Source organism: Acinetobacter sp. P37 (assembly GCF_057480965.1).
Genome location: NZ_JBLIYY010000002.1, coordinates 137,542 through 152,311, shown reverse-complemented (window position 1 = coordinate 152,311; position 14,770 = coordinate 137,542). Strand labels below are relative to the sequence as shown.

Here is a 14,770-nt window from a genome sequence, read left to right as displayed (position 1 = left end):
TGAGAAAAAGATGAGCTATGATATTCAAAAAACAGATTAAAAGGTAATCTGCTTTTTGAATATTATTCTCGCCACGGTCTTAAATCCACTGCTTGAATAACTTTGTACTCTGAATCGAGTAACACCGTTAAGCCAACACCTGTCGCTCTTAGTGGCATCCAATATTTTGCTGTCGGATAATCTTTTAAAACGTTTTGAATATCAGTTTCTGTATTAAATTGCTGTAAAGATGCTAAGGTTTGGGCATGTTGTTTTAAACGTTGATCTGCATAACTTAAGTCATTATAAGTTGTTGGCATCAATTGTGGCGCAGCAAATAGATTATTTGGATTCTTTGCATCATCAACTGCTACCCATTTTGGCTGTAGCCAACTATTATGTTGATATGCTGGGTCTGCTTGTTTCTGATCTTTAGTATCCACAACATTTGCAGGTACAATCTCAAACAACCAACCTGCTTGCACAATCCATGCAGGTCTTGATTGTGCAATTGCATATATGCCATAACCCATGGCTACAACTTGAATGAGCACAATAATACTCAAGTCCATTTTTAGGTTTTTTTTACCTTCTTTATAAACCAATAAGCTTAATAATGGGCCAAGAATTACATCAATAACAAGTAGCATTAAAAAAATAGTCGTTACGCCCTCTGCCGAAGCCAAAGGTGCTGGATACCAAACCAAGAATACAAGTGTAAGTAATGCAACACCAACCAGTAATGAACAGGCTAAATGTACGAAAAAATATCGTATCCTCTTAGATAACTTCATAAATACTCCTCTGAAATTAAGGGTTTGATACTGTGAAATTTAGAATAAGGACATTATTTCCATCAAAAATTTCCTCTTTTTCACTTTGGTTTAAAATTGCTGGGGTATGATCCCCCACAACAATTACATCTACACCTCGCATTTGAGGTTGTTTCAAAACTTTTGCTAAATGAAAGAAAAATTGCGCTTGAAGTTTTAAATTACGACAACTTTCTAAATTGGGTTTTATATTAAATTTAATACAATCAAATTGATCTATTTTGATATCCCTTGAATCATAAATTGCATGACTATTTAAAGTTAACCAATAAAAAAACTGCGGTTTAGTTCTTGAAAACTGTTTAGGTATTTCTAGTATTAATTCTTCATCACATACACCAGGAAACGAATAGCACCGTGTTTTCCATAGCTTAGTTTCTTGAAATATAATATTGTCAAAACCTGCCCTAGGATACCAATATTTTCGATCATACATCAGCCCTAAAGCACCATGCATGGCCGTAGTTTCATACCCTAATTTTTTAAATTTATGTGGCAAGCATTGTTCAAAACCATTTTCTAATTTTTTTAGATTTAAGTTCTGTGCTTGTACTTTACATAGTTCACGTAATTCAGCATGAACAGTAGGTGCGACATAGGTCTGAGAATTAATTTTAAAGTTTCTTAATTCTGTATGGTTTATTAATGGAGCAATAATTTCTTTCAGCACTGATTTATTTTTTGGTACACCTAGTGATTCCACAATAATAACTAAGACATCATTTTTTGGCTGTGAATACCCAGCCAAATTTACTCTTAATTGCTCTGTGGCTTTAGGAGACTGCGAAAACGGTACTAAAGATTTTCTTTCATCCCTTAAGGATTGCTGAAAGCTATAAAACTGAAAATTAATAAACTCTAATGTTTGGCTTGATATAAAATTAATTTTTTTTAAAGGATATATGGTCAAATATATCGTTTGCGAAATATAAAAAAAACTCGTTAAAATAAATATACTTAAATAAGCCTGCTTATTTATTTTGATTTTTTCCTGCAATACACAATGCAATATTGCATAACCTAAAAATCCAATACATGCGATCTGATAATAAATTGAAGAAATCCAAATAAATTTAGAAATATAGAGAATATCCTCCAAACGAAAAAATGGAAAAATTTGATGGATGCATAGCAAGACATCAGATATAAAAACTAAGCACCACAAAGCATGTGCCATTTTTTTGTAATGGAATAATATTAACCCTGCAACAAACAGATAATCTATATTTAAAATAGTTCTATCTAAATTGAAAATCAGACAGAACATATAAATTAAAAAGTTTGTCAGAAAAATTAACAGTAATGTTTTCAATATTTTCATTTCCATAAAAAAAGCCCTCATAAAGAGAGCTTTTTTTATTTAGCAATTAGCTAGAAGCTGTACAGCCATTTGGACGGAATTTAGATGGAACAGTTGTAGTACAAGTCCAAGTACCTTCAGCTGAACGAGTCCAAATTAGCTCATTAGTACCAGCAGTAGAAATAGTTGCAGCAGCACCACTACCAAAAGTACCAGTAATAGTTGCAACACCGGCATCGAACTCTACTTCAGGATAACCATTTTGACCAGTTACTGCAGCTACAGCTGGAGTTTGACCAGCACCTACTAGAAGTGTAGAAGCTGTTGCGCCAAGTTCACAGTCATCCGCAGCTACTGTACCAGTAGCAGCAATGTTTGTAATAAAGGCAGCCGTACGGCCTTCATTTACACAGTTTTCAACAACAGTTTTTAAACCACCAGTTTCAGACATTACACGGCTAACTTGTGACTTAGCAATATAGTTTTGGTATTGCGGAATCGCAATTGCAGCCAAAATACCAATGATCGCAACAACGATCATTAATTCAATAAGGGTAAAACCTTTTTGAGCGTTCATAACATTCTCCACAAATGTTTTTTAATTTAATTATTTAATAAAGCTATGTAGCTTGTTTTATAAATAGCACAGAGCGTGCCAAGATTTATTATAGTGAAAATGACAGAAAAAACAGCACTTTAAAAAAATATTTTTATTTTTTGTAATCATTACGTCTCTTTTTGTGTTTAAAAGTGACGATTTGTGTCACTTTATCACCGTTTTTTAGCGCAAAATAATGGGCTCATTTTCGATTTCATTAGCTTTATCTACAGACTTCCCTGCGTAAAAGTGATCCATCACTTCACCAATCTCTTTTACGCCTGCCGTCAAAGCTATTCGGTATTGTTTATTTTGCATGTGTTGGATAATTCGCGCGCAAATATCCTGCCACACTTGGGCATCGGTTGCCTGTCTCATCCCGCGATCAATGACAATTTCAACCTGACGTTCACATAAGTTTAAATAAAGCAAAACACCACTATTAAATTCTGTATCCCACACACCCAGTTCAGCAAAGAGCTGTTCAGCACGTGCACGGGTATTTTGATAATAGGCTTGGTTCGAAGGAATATGCCCTTCGATCACCACCTGTATTTCACCTACATGGCCATGCTCAGCTTCTGTCACCGCTTGCGCAATGGCCTGCTGATCTTGCTTATTAAAAAACCGGTTTGCTGCAGGCATATAAAAGAAGTGCTTCAACCAGCGTTTAAAACTTGGTTGCTGTATTTCCTGTGTTTTAGGACAGGTGACAATTTCTGTTGTTTCTGTTTTCGTTACCATGAACCTGATGCTCCCCCGCCGCCGAAGCCACCACCGCCTCCGCTATAGCCACCGCCACCAAAGCCACCACCTCCGCTGCGACCACCTCCGCCTCCACCACCAGCAAGGAACATTTGAAAAATGGTTTGAGCAATAGCAGTAATCAGTAGAAAGAAAATTGCTCCACCCATCAACAGACTGGTGAGTAGACCTGCACCGTTGACCAAACCCGCAACGGTACCTGCAACAGCAGCAGTTGAGGCACTTAAGCGCTTACCCACTATAAATGATGCAAAAATACCAATCACCAAAATGATGAGAACCGTTGTAAACGTTTTCTCTTTGGCTTGTTGCTCGTGTAAGGCTTGTTCCTGACGTTCTTTCAGCTCTTGGGCTGCTTGAGCTGCAACTTCAGGGTCTTGATTTAAAATTTGGGTTATTTCCGTTAAGCCAGCATCAATGCCTTGGGCATATTGGGCTTGCTTAAAGTACGGTGTGATTTGATTTCGAATAATGCGACTGACAATGATATCGGGCATGATTCCTTCTAATCCATAACCCGTAAGGATTTGAATTCTACGGTCGTTCACGGCGATTGCCATCAATATCCCGTTGTCACGTTTTGCTGAACCGAGTTGCCATTTCTCAGCAACACGCATGGCATAATCAAAAATATCTTCTTGACCTGTGGTTGGCACAATCACGACACCAATTTGTGCCTTGCCTTGTTCGTGTAACTGTAGAATTTTCTGGCTTATGGCTTGCTTTTCAGCAGCGGAAAGTAAGTTTGCCTGATCAACTACAGGCTCATTGAGCGTCGGCAAGCCACGAATCGACTCGCCATCTGCCATATCATTGGCGATATTCGGCTGCTGAATTTTGATTTCAGGCTGTGCTGTTGTATCTTTTTGCGTAGCTGACTGCTGATCTTTTAATATTTTACCGACAACAACTGTTTCAGCATCTACATCTGTAGCGGTGGCAGTTTCTGCATGTGTGAAACCCACCACACACAATAAGCATGCTAAAACCATGCGCTGCAACCACAACAAACCTGTATGTTTTAGCTCAAAATCCACCATCAGCCCACCTCACAATGCAGTGATGCCAATTAATTAAAATCAACTTTTGGTGCAGTTTGTGCACTTTGCTCTGCGCTAAAGTTAGGCTTGGTATCCATACCGATGACTTTAGCTGTCATCACTTGCGGGAACTGGCGTGCATAGCCATTAAAGTCTTGTACCGTAGTAATGTAGCGATTACGTGCGACAGCGATCCTGTTTTCAGTGCCTTCTAACTGAACCTGTAAATCACGGAATTGCTCATTGGCTTTTAAGTCTGGATAATTTTCCGAGACTGCAATTAAACGAGAAAGTGCGCTGGTCATCTGCGCTTGAGCTTCTTGATATTTTTGGAACAGTGCTGGATCTTCCAAAACTTCCTTATCCACTTTTAAGCCTGCAACATTGGCACGTGCTTGAGTCACTTCAGTCAGCACTTGTTCCTCATGTTTCGCGTAACCTTTCACCACATTGACAAGGTTAGGTACCAAATCTGCACGCCGTTGATATTGGTTTTGCACCTCAGACCATGCTGCTGTAACGGCCTCATCTTTGACTTGTAATGTGTTATAGCCACAACCACTGAGGGTCAATGTACTGACTAATGCGATTGCGAGCATGCTTTTTTTCATTGAATTCATAACCCTTAACCTCAAGTATTTATTTGTAATTGTTTAAATAAATTCATTCTAACCCTATTTTTCGAATGAATTATGTATTTTCTTTGTGATTAAACTGATCCACTCAAAAAATATTGAGCATGAAAAAAAGCCCACAACTCGGGCTTTTTTTATCATGTTGAATTAACTATACAATTGCGGCGTAATTTCAGTCTGAAAACTTTCCATTTGATATTCATCAGCGAGACGTTCTTTCCAATATTTCACGATCTGACTGTAATCAATGTCACTCGGATGGAATTCTGCTTTGTAATATGACAAATATTCTGGCGCCAGTTGAATAAACATTTTTGCCAATAAATACGCCCCGAAAATATTTCCGCCCACCTTCGGTAAACTTTTTTTCTTATCCTGCATAAATAGCTTAGTTGCAGAATAAAACGTAAGACTTGCAAAACCCGTGGTCACACTGCGCATAATCATGCGACGTATTTTGTCATCACCATAGACATGCTGATATACATCAAATGCCACTGCACGATGCTCAATCTCTTCAATCGCATGCCACACCCAAAGTTTCACTGCATCATCATCTAAAGTACTCAGCACTTCAGGATGTCTTAAAATATAGCCGCCAAGTAAAGCAGTAAAATGTTCAAATGCACAGGTAATTGCCAACTGTATTTTTGGATGTAAGTTTTTTACATAACTGTCTTTACGTGCCAACCATGCCTGGAAACGATCTAAATTATAGCTTTCACTGCGCCAAGCATCGTTAAATTCAGCATGGGCTTTGGAATGCATCGCTTCTTGCCCAATGAATGCTGCGATCTCAGCTTGTAACTTTTCATCACTGACTTGATCGCGTACATTACGCACGCTATGCACAAAGAATTGCTCACCAATGGGAAAGGTCGATGACAATGCCGTCAACAAATGCGACATCACCGGTGAGTTGGCAAAATAATGCCGGCGAATCGCTTTAGGATTGAATTGTGCTCGACGTACCGTAATGCCAATGGCTTTAGGACGATTTAGATATGTTTTTTGTGTCGTCACTTGCGTCATGGTCGCTTCCTAAAATTTAGATCATGATCGCAGTATGTAATTCCTAAGCTCTTTCACACATGGCAAAATGTGCTAGCACACTTGCATAATTCACCATTCTAAAGCGCTGTCTGACAACTTTTCAGCGTATTTATCTGCAAAATCCATTCACGTGTCATTTGAGGTAAATTCCAAAAAATAAAAAACCCGCCGAAGCGAGTTTTTTGAATGAATCCAGTTCAATCACTGGCATGTCATGACTTAAACATCTAAATAGTCAAGAATACCTTCTGCAGCTTGGCGACCTTCCCAGATTGCGGTTACCACAAGGTCAGATCCACGGACCATATCACCGCCGGCAAAAATTTTCGGATTCGATGTTTGAAACTTAAATTCTTGCTGTTCAGTAGCGATTACACGACCTGAGCCATCCATATTGATGTTTGATGTAGTAAACCAATCTGCAGGGCTGGTACGGAAACCGAAGGCAAGCAATACTGCATCTGCTGGTAAAATTTCTTCTGAACCCGGAACTGGTTCAGGGCTTCGACGACCGCGACTATCAGGTGCACCTAGCTGTGTAGTCACTACTTTAACACCCGTCACTTTGCCATTTTCACCTACAATTTCAATCGGCTGACGATTAAATTGGAAATCCACACCTTCTTCACGCGCATTTTTCACTTCACGACGTGAACCCGGCATGTTTTCTTCATCACGACGGTAGGCACAGACAACGGATTCGGCACCTTGACGGATCGAGGTACGGTTACAGTCCATCGCGGTATCACCACCACCGAGAACAATCACTTTTTTGCCTTCCATGCTGATGTATTCAGATGGATCTTTTTCCCAACCTTGCGTACGGTTGACATTGGCAATCAAGAAATCCAGTGCATCATGAACACCAACAAGATCTTCACCCGCAAAACCACCCTTCATGTAAGTATAGGTTCCCATACCCATGAATACAGCGTCGTAATCAGCCAAAAGCTGATCAATCGTCACATCTTTACCAATTTCAGTATTTAGACGGAATTCAACGCCCATGCCAGAGAAAATCTCACGGCGACGTTTCATCACATCTTTTTCCATTTTGAATTCTGGAATACCAAATGTCAGCAAACCACCAATTTCAGGGCGTTTATCGAATACAACTGGCTTCACACCATTACGTACAAGAATATCTGCACAGCCAAGGCCAGCAGGACCTGCACCAATAATCGCAACTTTCTTGTCTGTCCACTTAACGTGTGACATATCTGGACGCCAGCCCAATGCAAAAGCCGTATCGTTAATGTATTTTTCAGCATTACCAATGGTGACTGCACCAAAGCCGTCATTTAGCGTACACGCGCCTTCACATAAACGGTCTTGCGGGCACACACGACCACAAACTTCAGGCAAGGTGTTGGTTTGATGACACAATTCTGCCGCTTGGAAAATGCGACCTTCTGCAATCAGTTTTAGCCAGTTTGGAATGTAGTTATGTACTGGACATTTCCATTCACAATACGGGTTACCGCAACCTAAGCAGCGGTGTGTTTGGTTTTTTGCAACTTCAGCTGTAAACGGTTTATAGATTTCCACAAATTCTGCTTTGCGGACAACTAGATCTTTTTTCTCTGGATCTTGGCGTGCTACATCCAGGAACTGAAAGTCATTATTTAGGCGCTCTGCCATGTCTCTCTCCGTGGGTAGGTGTAAGCATGTTTGGACTTACACCTGCCTATCAAATCTGCAGTAGTGGAATTATTGTGGATCAGCTTGAGTTGTTTTCAACAAAGTCTGCAAATTAGCAGCTTTTGGTTTCACAAGCCAGAATTTGCGGCTATAGAAGTCAAACTCGTTGCGGATCTTATACGCCCAAGCACTACCTGTTTCTTTAATATGTTCATCTAAGATACGGCACAAGAACTCTTTGTGTTCTTCCATCGATTCTGTAGAGATACGGTTCAATTCAATCAGTTCGTGGTTGTAGTGGTCAACAAAGTCATTGTCGAGGTCGAGCACATAAGCGAAACCGCCTGTCATACCCGCACCAAAGTTATGACCCACTTTACCCAATACAGTCACGATACCACCCGTCATGTATTCACAGCAGTGGTCGCCTGCACCTTCAATCACGGCAAACGCACCCGAGTTACGTACAGCAAAACGCTCGCCTGCTGTACCTGCAGCAAACAATTTACCGCCTGTTGCACCATACAAACAGGTGTTACCAATAATCGCCGTGTTTTGCGTTTGGAACGGTGAACCTTTCGGTGGGAAGATCGAGATACGACCACCAGCCATACCTTTACCCACGTAGTCATTCGCATCGCCTTCTAGGCTGATGTGTAAACCACCGGCGTTCCAAACACCCAATGACTGACCTGCAGTCCCTGTTAATTTAACTTTAACAGGATGCGCTTCCATGCTGAGGTTGCCATAACGTTTTGCAATCTCACCTGAAATACGCGCGCCAATTGAACGGTCACAGTTACCAATAGTGAAACCGTATTCACCGCCTGTACCTGCTTCAATCGCTGGCAGCATTTCCGCCACCATTTTTTCAGCCAAGAGACCTTTATCAAATGGTGCATTGCCTTGTACTTCACAGTACTGTGCTTTACCTTCTGCCGCAGGATGCGATTGGAGTAATGCGCTCAAATCAAGGTGTGCATGCTTTTCAGTTTCACCCGGAAGCATTTCCAGTAAATCTGTACGGCCAATCAAATCTTTCAGACTTGAAACGCCTAGCGCTGCTAACCATTCACGTGTTTCTTCCGCAATAAAGTGGAAGAAATTGATCAGCATTTCAGGCTCACCGATATAGTGTTCCTGACGTAAATGATCTTGTTGTGTTGCAACACCGGTCGCACAGTTGTTTAAATGGCAAATACGTAGGTATTTACAACCTAATGCGATCATCGGTGTAGAACCGAAACCGAAACTTTCTGCCCCTAGAATCGCCGCTTTCACAACGTCTAGACCTGTTTTCAAGCCGCCATCAGTTTGTACACGGACTTTGCCACGCAGGTCATTCACACGTAGCGCCTGATGCGCCTCAGATAGGCCAAGCTCCCATGGAGAACCTGCATGGTGAATTGAAGAAAGTGGAGAAGCCGCTGTACCGCCATCATAACCAGAAATGGTAATGAAGTCTGCGTATGCTTTTGCTACACCAGCCGCAATCGTACCAACACCCGGCTCAGAAACCAGCTTAACGGACACCATCGCCTGTGGGTTAACCTGTTTTAAATCGAAAATTAACTGTGATAAATCTTCGATTGAGTAGATGTCGTGATGCGGTGGCGGAGAAATTAATGTCACACCCGGTACTGAGTAACGTAAACGTGCAATTAAGCCATTCACTTTACCGCCCGGCAACTGACCACCTTCACCTGGTTTTGCACCTTGCGCCACTTTAATTTGAAGGACTTCTGCAGAAGTTAGATATGCAGGGGTCACACCAAAACGGCCAGATGCAATTTGTTTGATTTTCGAGTTACGGATAGTGCCGTAACGCGCTGGGTCTTCGCCGCCCTCACCTGAGTTCGAGCGACCACCAATGGTATTCATTGCGATTGCAATAGCTTCGTGTGCTTCAGGTGATAATGCGCCTAAAGACATCCCAGCCGAGTCAAAACGTGGCAGAATTTCTTCCACGGATTCAACTTGATCGAGTGCAATCGATTGATCTGTTTTCAGCTTGAATAAGTCACGAATCGTCGCAATTGGACGGTTATTCACTAGCTCTGCGTATTCTTTAAAGTCTGCATAGTTACCAGAGCGTACAGATTTATGCAGCGCATTGATCACGTCTGGGTTAAATGCGTGATATTCCTTACCGAATACAAATTTCAGCATACCGCCTTGATCGATTGGCTTACGTGATTTCCACGCCAAATCTGCCAATTTTTTCAAGTCATTTTCTAGATCAGAGAATGTTGCGCCTTTAATACGGCTCGGTACGCCAGTAAAGCATTTTGCAACCACTTCATCAGAGAGGCCGACCGCTTCAAACAACTGACCGCCACGGTAAGAGGCAACAGTAGAAATACCCATCTTAGAAAGGACTTTCAATAAGCCTTTTTCAATGCCTTTACGGAAGTTAGCTTGCGCATGGATTGGGTCACCCAACAACTCACCTTTGGCGATCAAGTCATTGATCACGTCATAAGCTAGGTACGGATAAATCGCAGTCGCACCGAAACCAAGAATCACCGCAAACTGATGTGCATCACGCGCCAAACCAGTTTCCACAATGATGTTGGCATCTGTACGTAGACCTACATTGATTAAATAGTGGTGAACCGCGCCTGTTGCCATCAATGCATTTGCAGGTAAGAAACCTTGACGGATTTTCTTATCAGACAATACAAGTAAAGTTTTTCCATCGCGAATCGCTTGTGCAGATTCTTCACAAATACGCGCGATAGCAGCTTCCAAACCTTCATCTTCTGCATAGTTCAGATCGATGTCTGCAATTTCATAACCTTTACGACCAAGGGTACGAATTTGATGCATTTTCGAATTTGACAGTACTGGGCTTGAAATGATCAGACGATCTGCATGCTCTGGACCTTGTTCAAATACATTTTGTTCACGGCCGAGACATGTCTCTAACGACATTACGATCGATTCACGTAATGGATCGATTGGCGGATTCGTAACCTGAGCGAACTGCTGACGGAAGTAGTCAGACACATGGCGCACTTGACGAGACAATACTGCCATTGGCGTATCGTCACCCATTGAACCCACAGCTTCTTGACCGCTTTCAGCGATTGGACGAAGCAATTGGTCACGCTCTTCAAAAGTAACCATGAACATTTTTTGTGAAGCTTTCAGGTCATCGCCTTTTAAGCCTTGTTCACATAAATATTCTTCCAGCTCTGGACTACCTTGTACACGTACTGAGTTTTCACGTAACCACTGACGGTACGGACGCATACGTTTGAGGTGATTACTCACATCTTGAGTATCGAGCATTTTGCCAGTAAAGGTATCGATTACCAAAATTTGACCCGGACCGACACGACCTTTAGACACAACGTCTTCAGGTTCATAACCCCAAACACCAATTTCTGATGCCAAGGTGATGTAACCATTTTTGGTAATCACCCAACGTGCTGGACGTAAACCATTACGGTCAAGCATACAAATCGCATGACGACCATCTTGAATTACCAGACCTGCTGGACCATCCCAAGCTTCCATATGTTTCGAGTTGAATTCGTAGAATGCACGTAAGTCAGCATCTAAAGTTTCAACGTTTTGCCACGCTGGTGGAACCAACATACGTAGCGCACGGAACAAGTCCATACCGCCACCAACAAGGATTTCCAGCATATTATCTAAGCTTGAAGAATCCGAACCTGTACGGTTTACAATTGGATTCAGCTCAGTTAAACCCGGCAATAATGGGTTTTCAAATTTTGGTGTACGTGCCATTGCCCAGTTACGGTTAGCAGTAATGGTGTTAATTTCACCATTGTGCGCCAAGTAACGGAACGGCTGTGCCAAAGGCCAACGCGGCAAGGTATTGGTTGAGAAACGCTGATGGAATACTACGATGTGTGACTTTAAACGCTCATCAGCAAGATCGGTATAGAAGTCAGCAATGGCTGCTGGCATCATCAAACCTTTATAGCTGATCACAGTTGAGCATAAAGTGGTTACATAGAAGTATGGGTCAGCAGTCAGCTGTTGTTCTGCACGACGACGTGCCATCACCAACTTACGGTTGAATTCAACCTCTGAAACACCCATTGGGCAATTCACTATAATTTGTTCAAAGGCAGGTAATGACTGCATCGCGATTGAACCCAACGCATCGTTATTGGTTGGCACAACACGCCAAGCGATGACTTTACAGCCTTCGTCTTCGATTTCTTTGGTTAAAATTTGTTTTGCATGTGCGGCTAATGCAGGGTCTAGATTTAGAAATACCGTACCCACAGCAAAGATTTCACTCAATGTAATGTCACTGAGTTTTTTCGCTTCTTCACGGAAAAATTCTTTTGGCATAGCAAGGAGTAGACCACAGCCGTCACCGGTTTTGCCATCTGCGGCAATACCACCACGGTGGGTCATACAACTTAAACTATGCATTGCGGTTTTGACGAGATCATGGCTTGCATCACCCTGCATATGGGCGATTAAACCGAAACCACAGTTATCTTTAAACTCATCCGGTTGGTATAAACCTTGAGCGGGAGCTACAGTATTAGGCGATGGCATGTGCATAGCGTACCCTTCTTTTCTTTACAGCTCTTTCGAGCACTTAACAAACTAATTTCTTGTTGCGATTCGTCTTAACTTACTCACATGAATTGTTCTGTCGAGCAAAATTATTTCTTATTCACACCCTTAAGATAAACCGAATTCACCTTAGATGCATGAATAAAAGTCAAATTTTCTGCTTTTGCAGTTCAGATCAGGGATAACGACTGGATTAATGACTTCGCACTTTTATCGAATCATTTTCGCGCCAAAACAGGGAGAAAAGTTCAATTTACGCACCAATTAAGCAATTTACATGCCAACTTGATGCGTTTTCTCCTAAGATGGCTGATTACAAACATTTTTTGGTTATAACAAATAATTTAAATTGTTCTTTTATAATTTTATGCACTTTTTCTGTGCAGTTTAGACTTTTCCTAAGACATCTTGCGCTATTTTAGAACTAATTGAATGGATCGGTTACTTCTTGCTCTACCGGTGTAGGTTTTGGACGTGGTGCATCTACACTACTTTGTGATTTTTGCACATCAATCACATTCCCTTCAGCATCACGGCGAGTCACCGTAGTACTTGTTGTTGCATTAGCTGGAGTTGTTACTGTCGCTGCAGCCGCTGCTTTTCGTGCTGCGATTTGAGCTTCATCAATTTTCGGTAAAGGCACAGACTTTAATTTAACAGCATATAACTTTTGACTCGACGACATTTCTTCCGCGCCTAAGTCATTCACATATGCTTGATATTGTTTAAATTCCACAACCTTAGGTTTAATTGATGCAGGCAAAGCAATATTGAGGCTCGACATTGCAGTTTTCGCATCATTTTGAGACGAATATGGTCCTGTTAAAATGACGTATTGCTCAGGATGATCTTCACCAGAAAGACGTAGATAAATAAATTTGTGACGCTCAGGCTGCTTGCGTAAGAAGCTTTTTAAAATATCTTCTTCAGAAACCCTAAACAATTCAATACCATAAAGCTTGACAGAATCATTGATAAATTTAGTGCCGCGAAATTCTGGTTCATGTTGAGCCGTAGCAACCACACGGGTCGTCATATCAAGCGGACGCACTTCGTCATTTAATGCACCAAGATGGGACATTGCTGCCACTTTCTCTGGCTGAATTTGTAAATCGACTTCGGTTTCCGCTTGTTTTTCAACTTCAACCAATTCTTTGGTATCTGTAATCGCCCAAAAAACCAATGCAGCGAACAGACACACAGCTCCACCCACCAACCATGTGTAGTGATGAACTTTTTGCCATTGAGACTGCCGCGCTGCCATGATGTACCTACTCTGCCTGATTTGCCAAAATTGCCTGTTTCATTAATTCGACATCAAACTCTTTGGTGATGATGGCCTGACCTAATGATTTCAGTAAAATAAGTCGTAATTGCCCATTCAATACTTTTTTATCATGGGACATATACGCCAAAAATTCCTCTAGCGGAATTTTAGGACAAACTATCGGTAATTGTGCACGTAAAATGATTTTTTTTGTACGCTCTAAATCTTCAACTGTGATCCAGCCCATACGATGGGACAAATCTGCAGCCATCACCATCCCTGTTGCAACGGCTTCGCCATGTAACCATTCACCATACCCCAAGTACGATTCAATCGCATGGCCAAAGGTATGACCCAAGTTTAATAACGCACGCTCACCTTGTTCTTTTTCATCATTGGCCACAATACGCGCTTTATGGGCACATGAACGATAAACCGCTTCAGCCAACAAAGTTGCATCACCTGCAACTAAAGCATCCATATGCTGTTCAAGCCAAGTTAAGAATTCAACATCACCCAACAACGCATATTTGATCACTTCAGCCAAACCTGCAGAAAGTTCACGCGCTGGCAAAGTTTTTAATTGCGCCATATCCGCAAGGACCACTTGGGGTTGCTGAAAGGCACCAATCATGTTTTTACCTAGTGGATGGTTAATCCCTGTTTTGCCACCAACACTTGAATCCACTTGAGAAAGTAAAGTCGTCGGCACTTGAATAAAATACACACCGCGTTGATAGCATGCAGAGGCAAAACCGGTCATATCTCCAATAACACCACCACCTAATGCCAAAACCGTACAATCGCGGTTAAAGCCTGCTTCAAGCAAGGCATCAAAAATTAAATTCAAATGGTCTAAATTTTTATACTTTTCACCATCAGGCAAAATACATGTCGCAACAGTTTTCCCTAATGCCTCAATTGCTTCTACATAATGTTTTAAATAGAGCGGTGCAACTGTGGTATTAGAGACAATCATCACTTGTTTACCCTGAACATAAGGCTCAAGTAAAGTTTGTGGATTAAGGTCACTACCAATAAAAATAGGGTAGCGACGATCACCAAGTTCAACATGTAAGGTTTGCATGAATTT

Annotated in this window: 11 protein-coding genes; all 11 read right to left on the bottom strand. The window is 41.5% G+C overall.

Annotated features, from left to right (window positions below; all coding sequences use genetic code 11):
• Window positions 1-62 precede the first annotated feature (62 nt).
• On the bottom strand, window positions 63-773 hold the full coding sequence (gene tfpZ / locus AC25JC_RS02595; protein ID WP_180116017.1) for a TfpX/TfpZ family type IV pilin accessory protein: 711 nt from the start codon (window positions 771-773) through the stop codon (window positions 63-65).
• Window positions 774-789: 16 nt separating this feature from the next.
• Entirely contained in the window at window positions 790-2,139 is a 1,350-nt protein-coding gene (locus tag AC25JC_RS02590; RefSeq protein WP_180116018.1) for a sulfatase-like hydrolase/transferase, read from the bottom strand.
• A 40-nt stretch (window positions 2,140-2,179) separates the two neighbouring features.
• Window positions 2,180-2,689, bottom strand: coding sequence for a pilin (locus tag AC25JC_RS02585; protein WP_180116019.1), 510 nt, complete (start codon window positions 2,687-2,689; stop codon window positions 2,180-2,182).
• 204 nt (window positions 2,690-2,893) lie between these two features.
• A complete protein-coding gene (locus AC25JC_RS02580; protein ID WP_486923401.1) occupies window positions 2,894-3,454 on the bottom strand; it encodes a TPM domain-containing protein in 561 nt (186 codons plus the stop codon).
• Window positions 3,448-4,515, bottom strand: a complete 1,068-nt coding sequence (locus AC25JC_RS02575) for a TPM domain-containing protein (RefSeq protein ID WP_486923400.1) — start codon at window positions 4,513-4,515, stop codon at window positions 3,448-3,450. Before AC25JC_RS02575 ends, AC25JC_RS02580 begins: the two co-directional genes overlap by 7 nt.
• Before the next feature lie 29 nt (window positions 4,516-4,544).
• Window positions 4,545-5,135, bottom strand: a complete 591-nt coding sequence (locus tag AC25JC_RS02570; RefSeq protein WP_078189372.1) for a LemA family protein — start codon at window positions 5,133-5,135, stop codon at window positions 4,545-4,547.
• A 162-nt stretch (window positions 5,136-5,297) separates the two neighbouring features.
• Complete coding sequence (locus AC25JC_RS02565; RefSeq protein WP_486923399.1) at window positions 5,298-6,182, bottom strand: metal-dependent hydrolase; 885 nt, start codon at window positions 6,180-6,182, stop codon at window positions 5,298-5,300.
• A gap of 240 nt (window positions 6,183-6,422) precedes the next feature.
• The gene (locus tag AC25JC_RS02560; RefSeq protein ID WP_486923398.1) at window positions 6,423-7,844 is read right to left on the bottom strand and encodes an FAD-dependent oxidoreductase; all 1,422 of its coding nucleotides are present in this window, start codon (window positions 7,842-7,844) and stop codon (window positions 6,423-6,425) included.
• Between the two features lie 69 nt (window positions 7,845-7,913).
• Window positions 7,914-12,389 carry a glutamate synthase large subunit gene (gene gltB / locus AC25JC_RS02555; RefSeq protein ID WP_486923453.1) on the bottom strand — a complete coding sequence of 1,492 codons (4,476 nt, stop codon included), beginning with the start codon at window positions 12,387-12,389 and terminating at the stop codon, window positions 7,914-7,916.
• A 445-nt stretch (window positions 12,390-12,834) separates the two neighbouring features.
• Complete coding sequence (locus AC25JC_RS02550) at window positions 12,835-13,674, bottom strand: hypothetical protein (protein ID WP_486923397.1); 840 nt, start codon at window positions 13,672-13,674, stop codon at window positions 12,835-12,837.
• 7 nt (window positions 13,675-13,681) lie between these two features.
• Complete coding sequence (gene aroB, locus AC25JC_RS02545; RefSeq protein ID WP_078192528.1) at window positions 13,682-14,764, bottom strand: 3-dehydroquinate synthase; 1,083 nt, start codon at window positions 14,762-14,764, stop codon at window positions 13,682-13,684.
• Window positions 14,765-14,770 lie beyond the last annotated feature (6 nt).

Bases quoted from the DNA above. Each gene is read 5' to 3' on its own strand.
- AC25JC_RS02575 (WP_486923400.1), bottom strand. From the start codon at position 4,515: ATGGTGGATTTTGAGCTAAAACATACAGGTTTGTTGTGGTTGCAGCGC.
- aroB (WP_078192528.1), bottom strand. From the start codon at position 14,764: ATGCAAACCTTACATGTTGAACTTGGTGATCGTCGCTACCCTATTTTT.
- gltB (WP_486923453.1), bottom strand. From the start codon at position 12,389: ATGCCATCGCCTAATACTGTAGCTCCCGCTCAAGGTTTATACCAACCG.
- AC25JC_RS02590 (WP_180116018.1), bottom strand. From the start codon at position 2,139: ATGGAAATGAAAATATTGAAAACATTACTGTTAATTTTTCTGACAAAC.
- AC25JC_RS02585 (WP_180116019.1), bottom strand. From the start codon at position 2,689: ATGAACGCTCAAAAAGGTTTTACCCTTATTGAATTAATGATCGTTGTT.
- AC25JC_RS02580 (WP_486923401.1), bottom strand. From the start codon at position 3,454: ATGGTAACGAAAACAGAAACAACAGAAATTGTCACCTGTCCTAAAACA.
- AC25JC_RS02550 (WP_486923397.1), bottom strand. From the start codon at position 13,674: ATGGCAGCGCGGCAGTCTCAATGGCAAAAAGTTCATCACTACACATGG.
- tfpZ (WP_180116017.1), bottom strand. From the start codon at position 773: ATGAAGTTATCTAAGAGGATACGATATTTTTTCGTACATTTAGCCTGT.
- AC25JC_RS02565 (WP_486923399.1), bottom strand. From the start codon at position 6,182: ATGACGCAAGTGACGACACAAAAAACATATCTAAATCGTCCTAAAGCC.
- AC25JC_RS02570 (WP_078189372.1), bottom strand. From the start codon at position 5,135: ATGAATTCAATGAAAAAAAGCATGCTCGCAATCGCATTAGTCAGTACA.
- AC25JC_RS02560 (WP_486923398.1), bottom strand. From the start codon at position 7,844: ATGGCAGAGCGCCTAAATAATGACTTTCAGTTCCTGGATGTAGCACGC.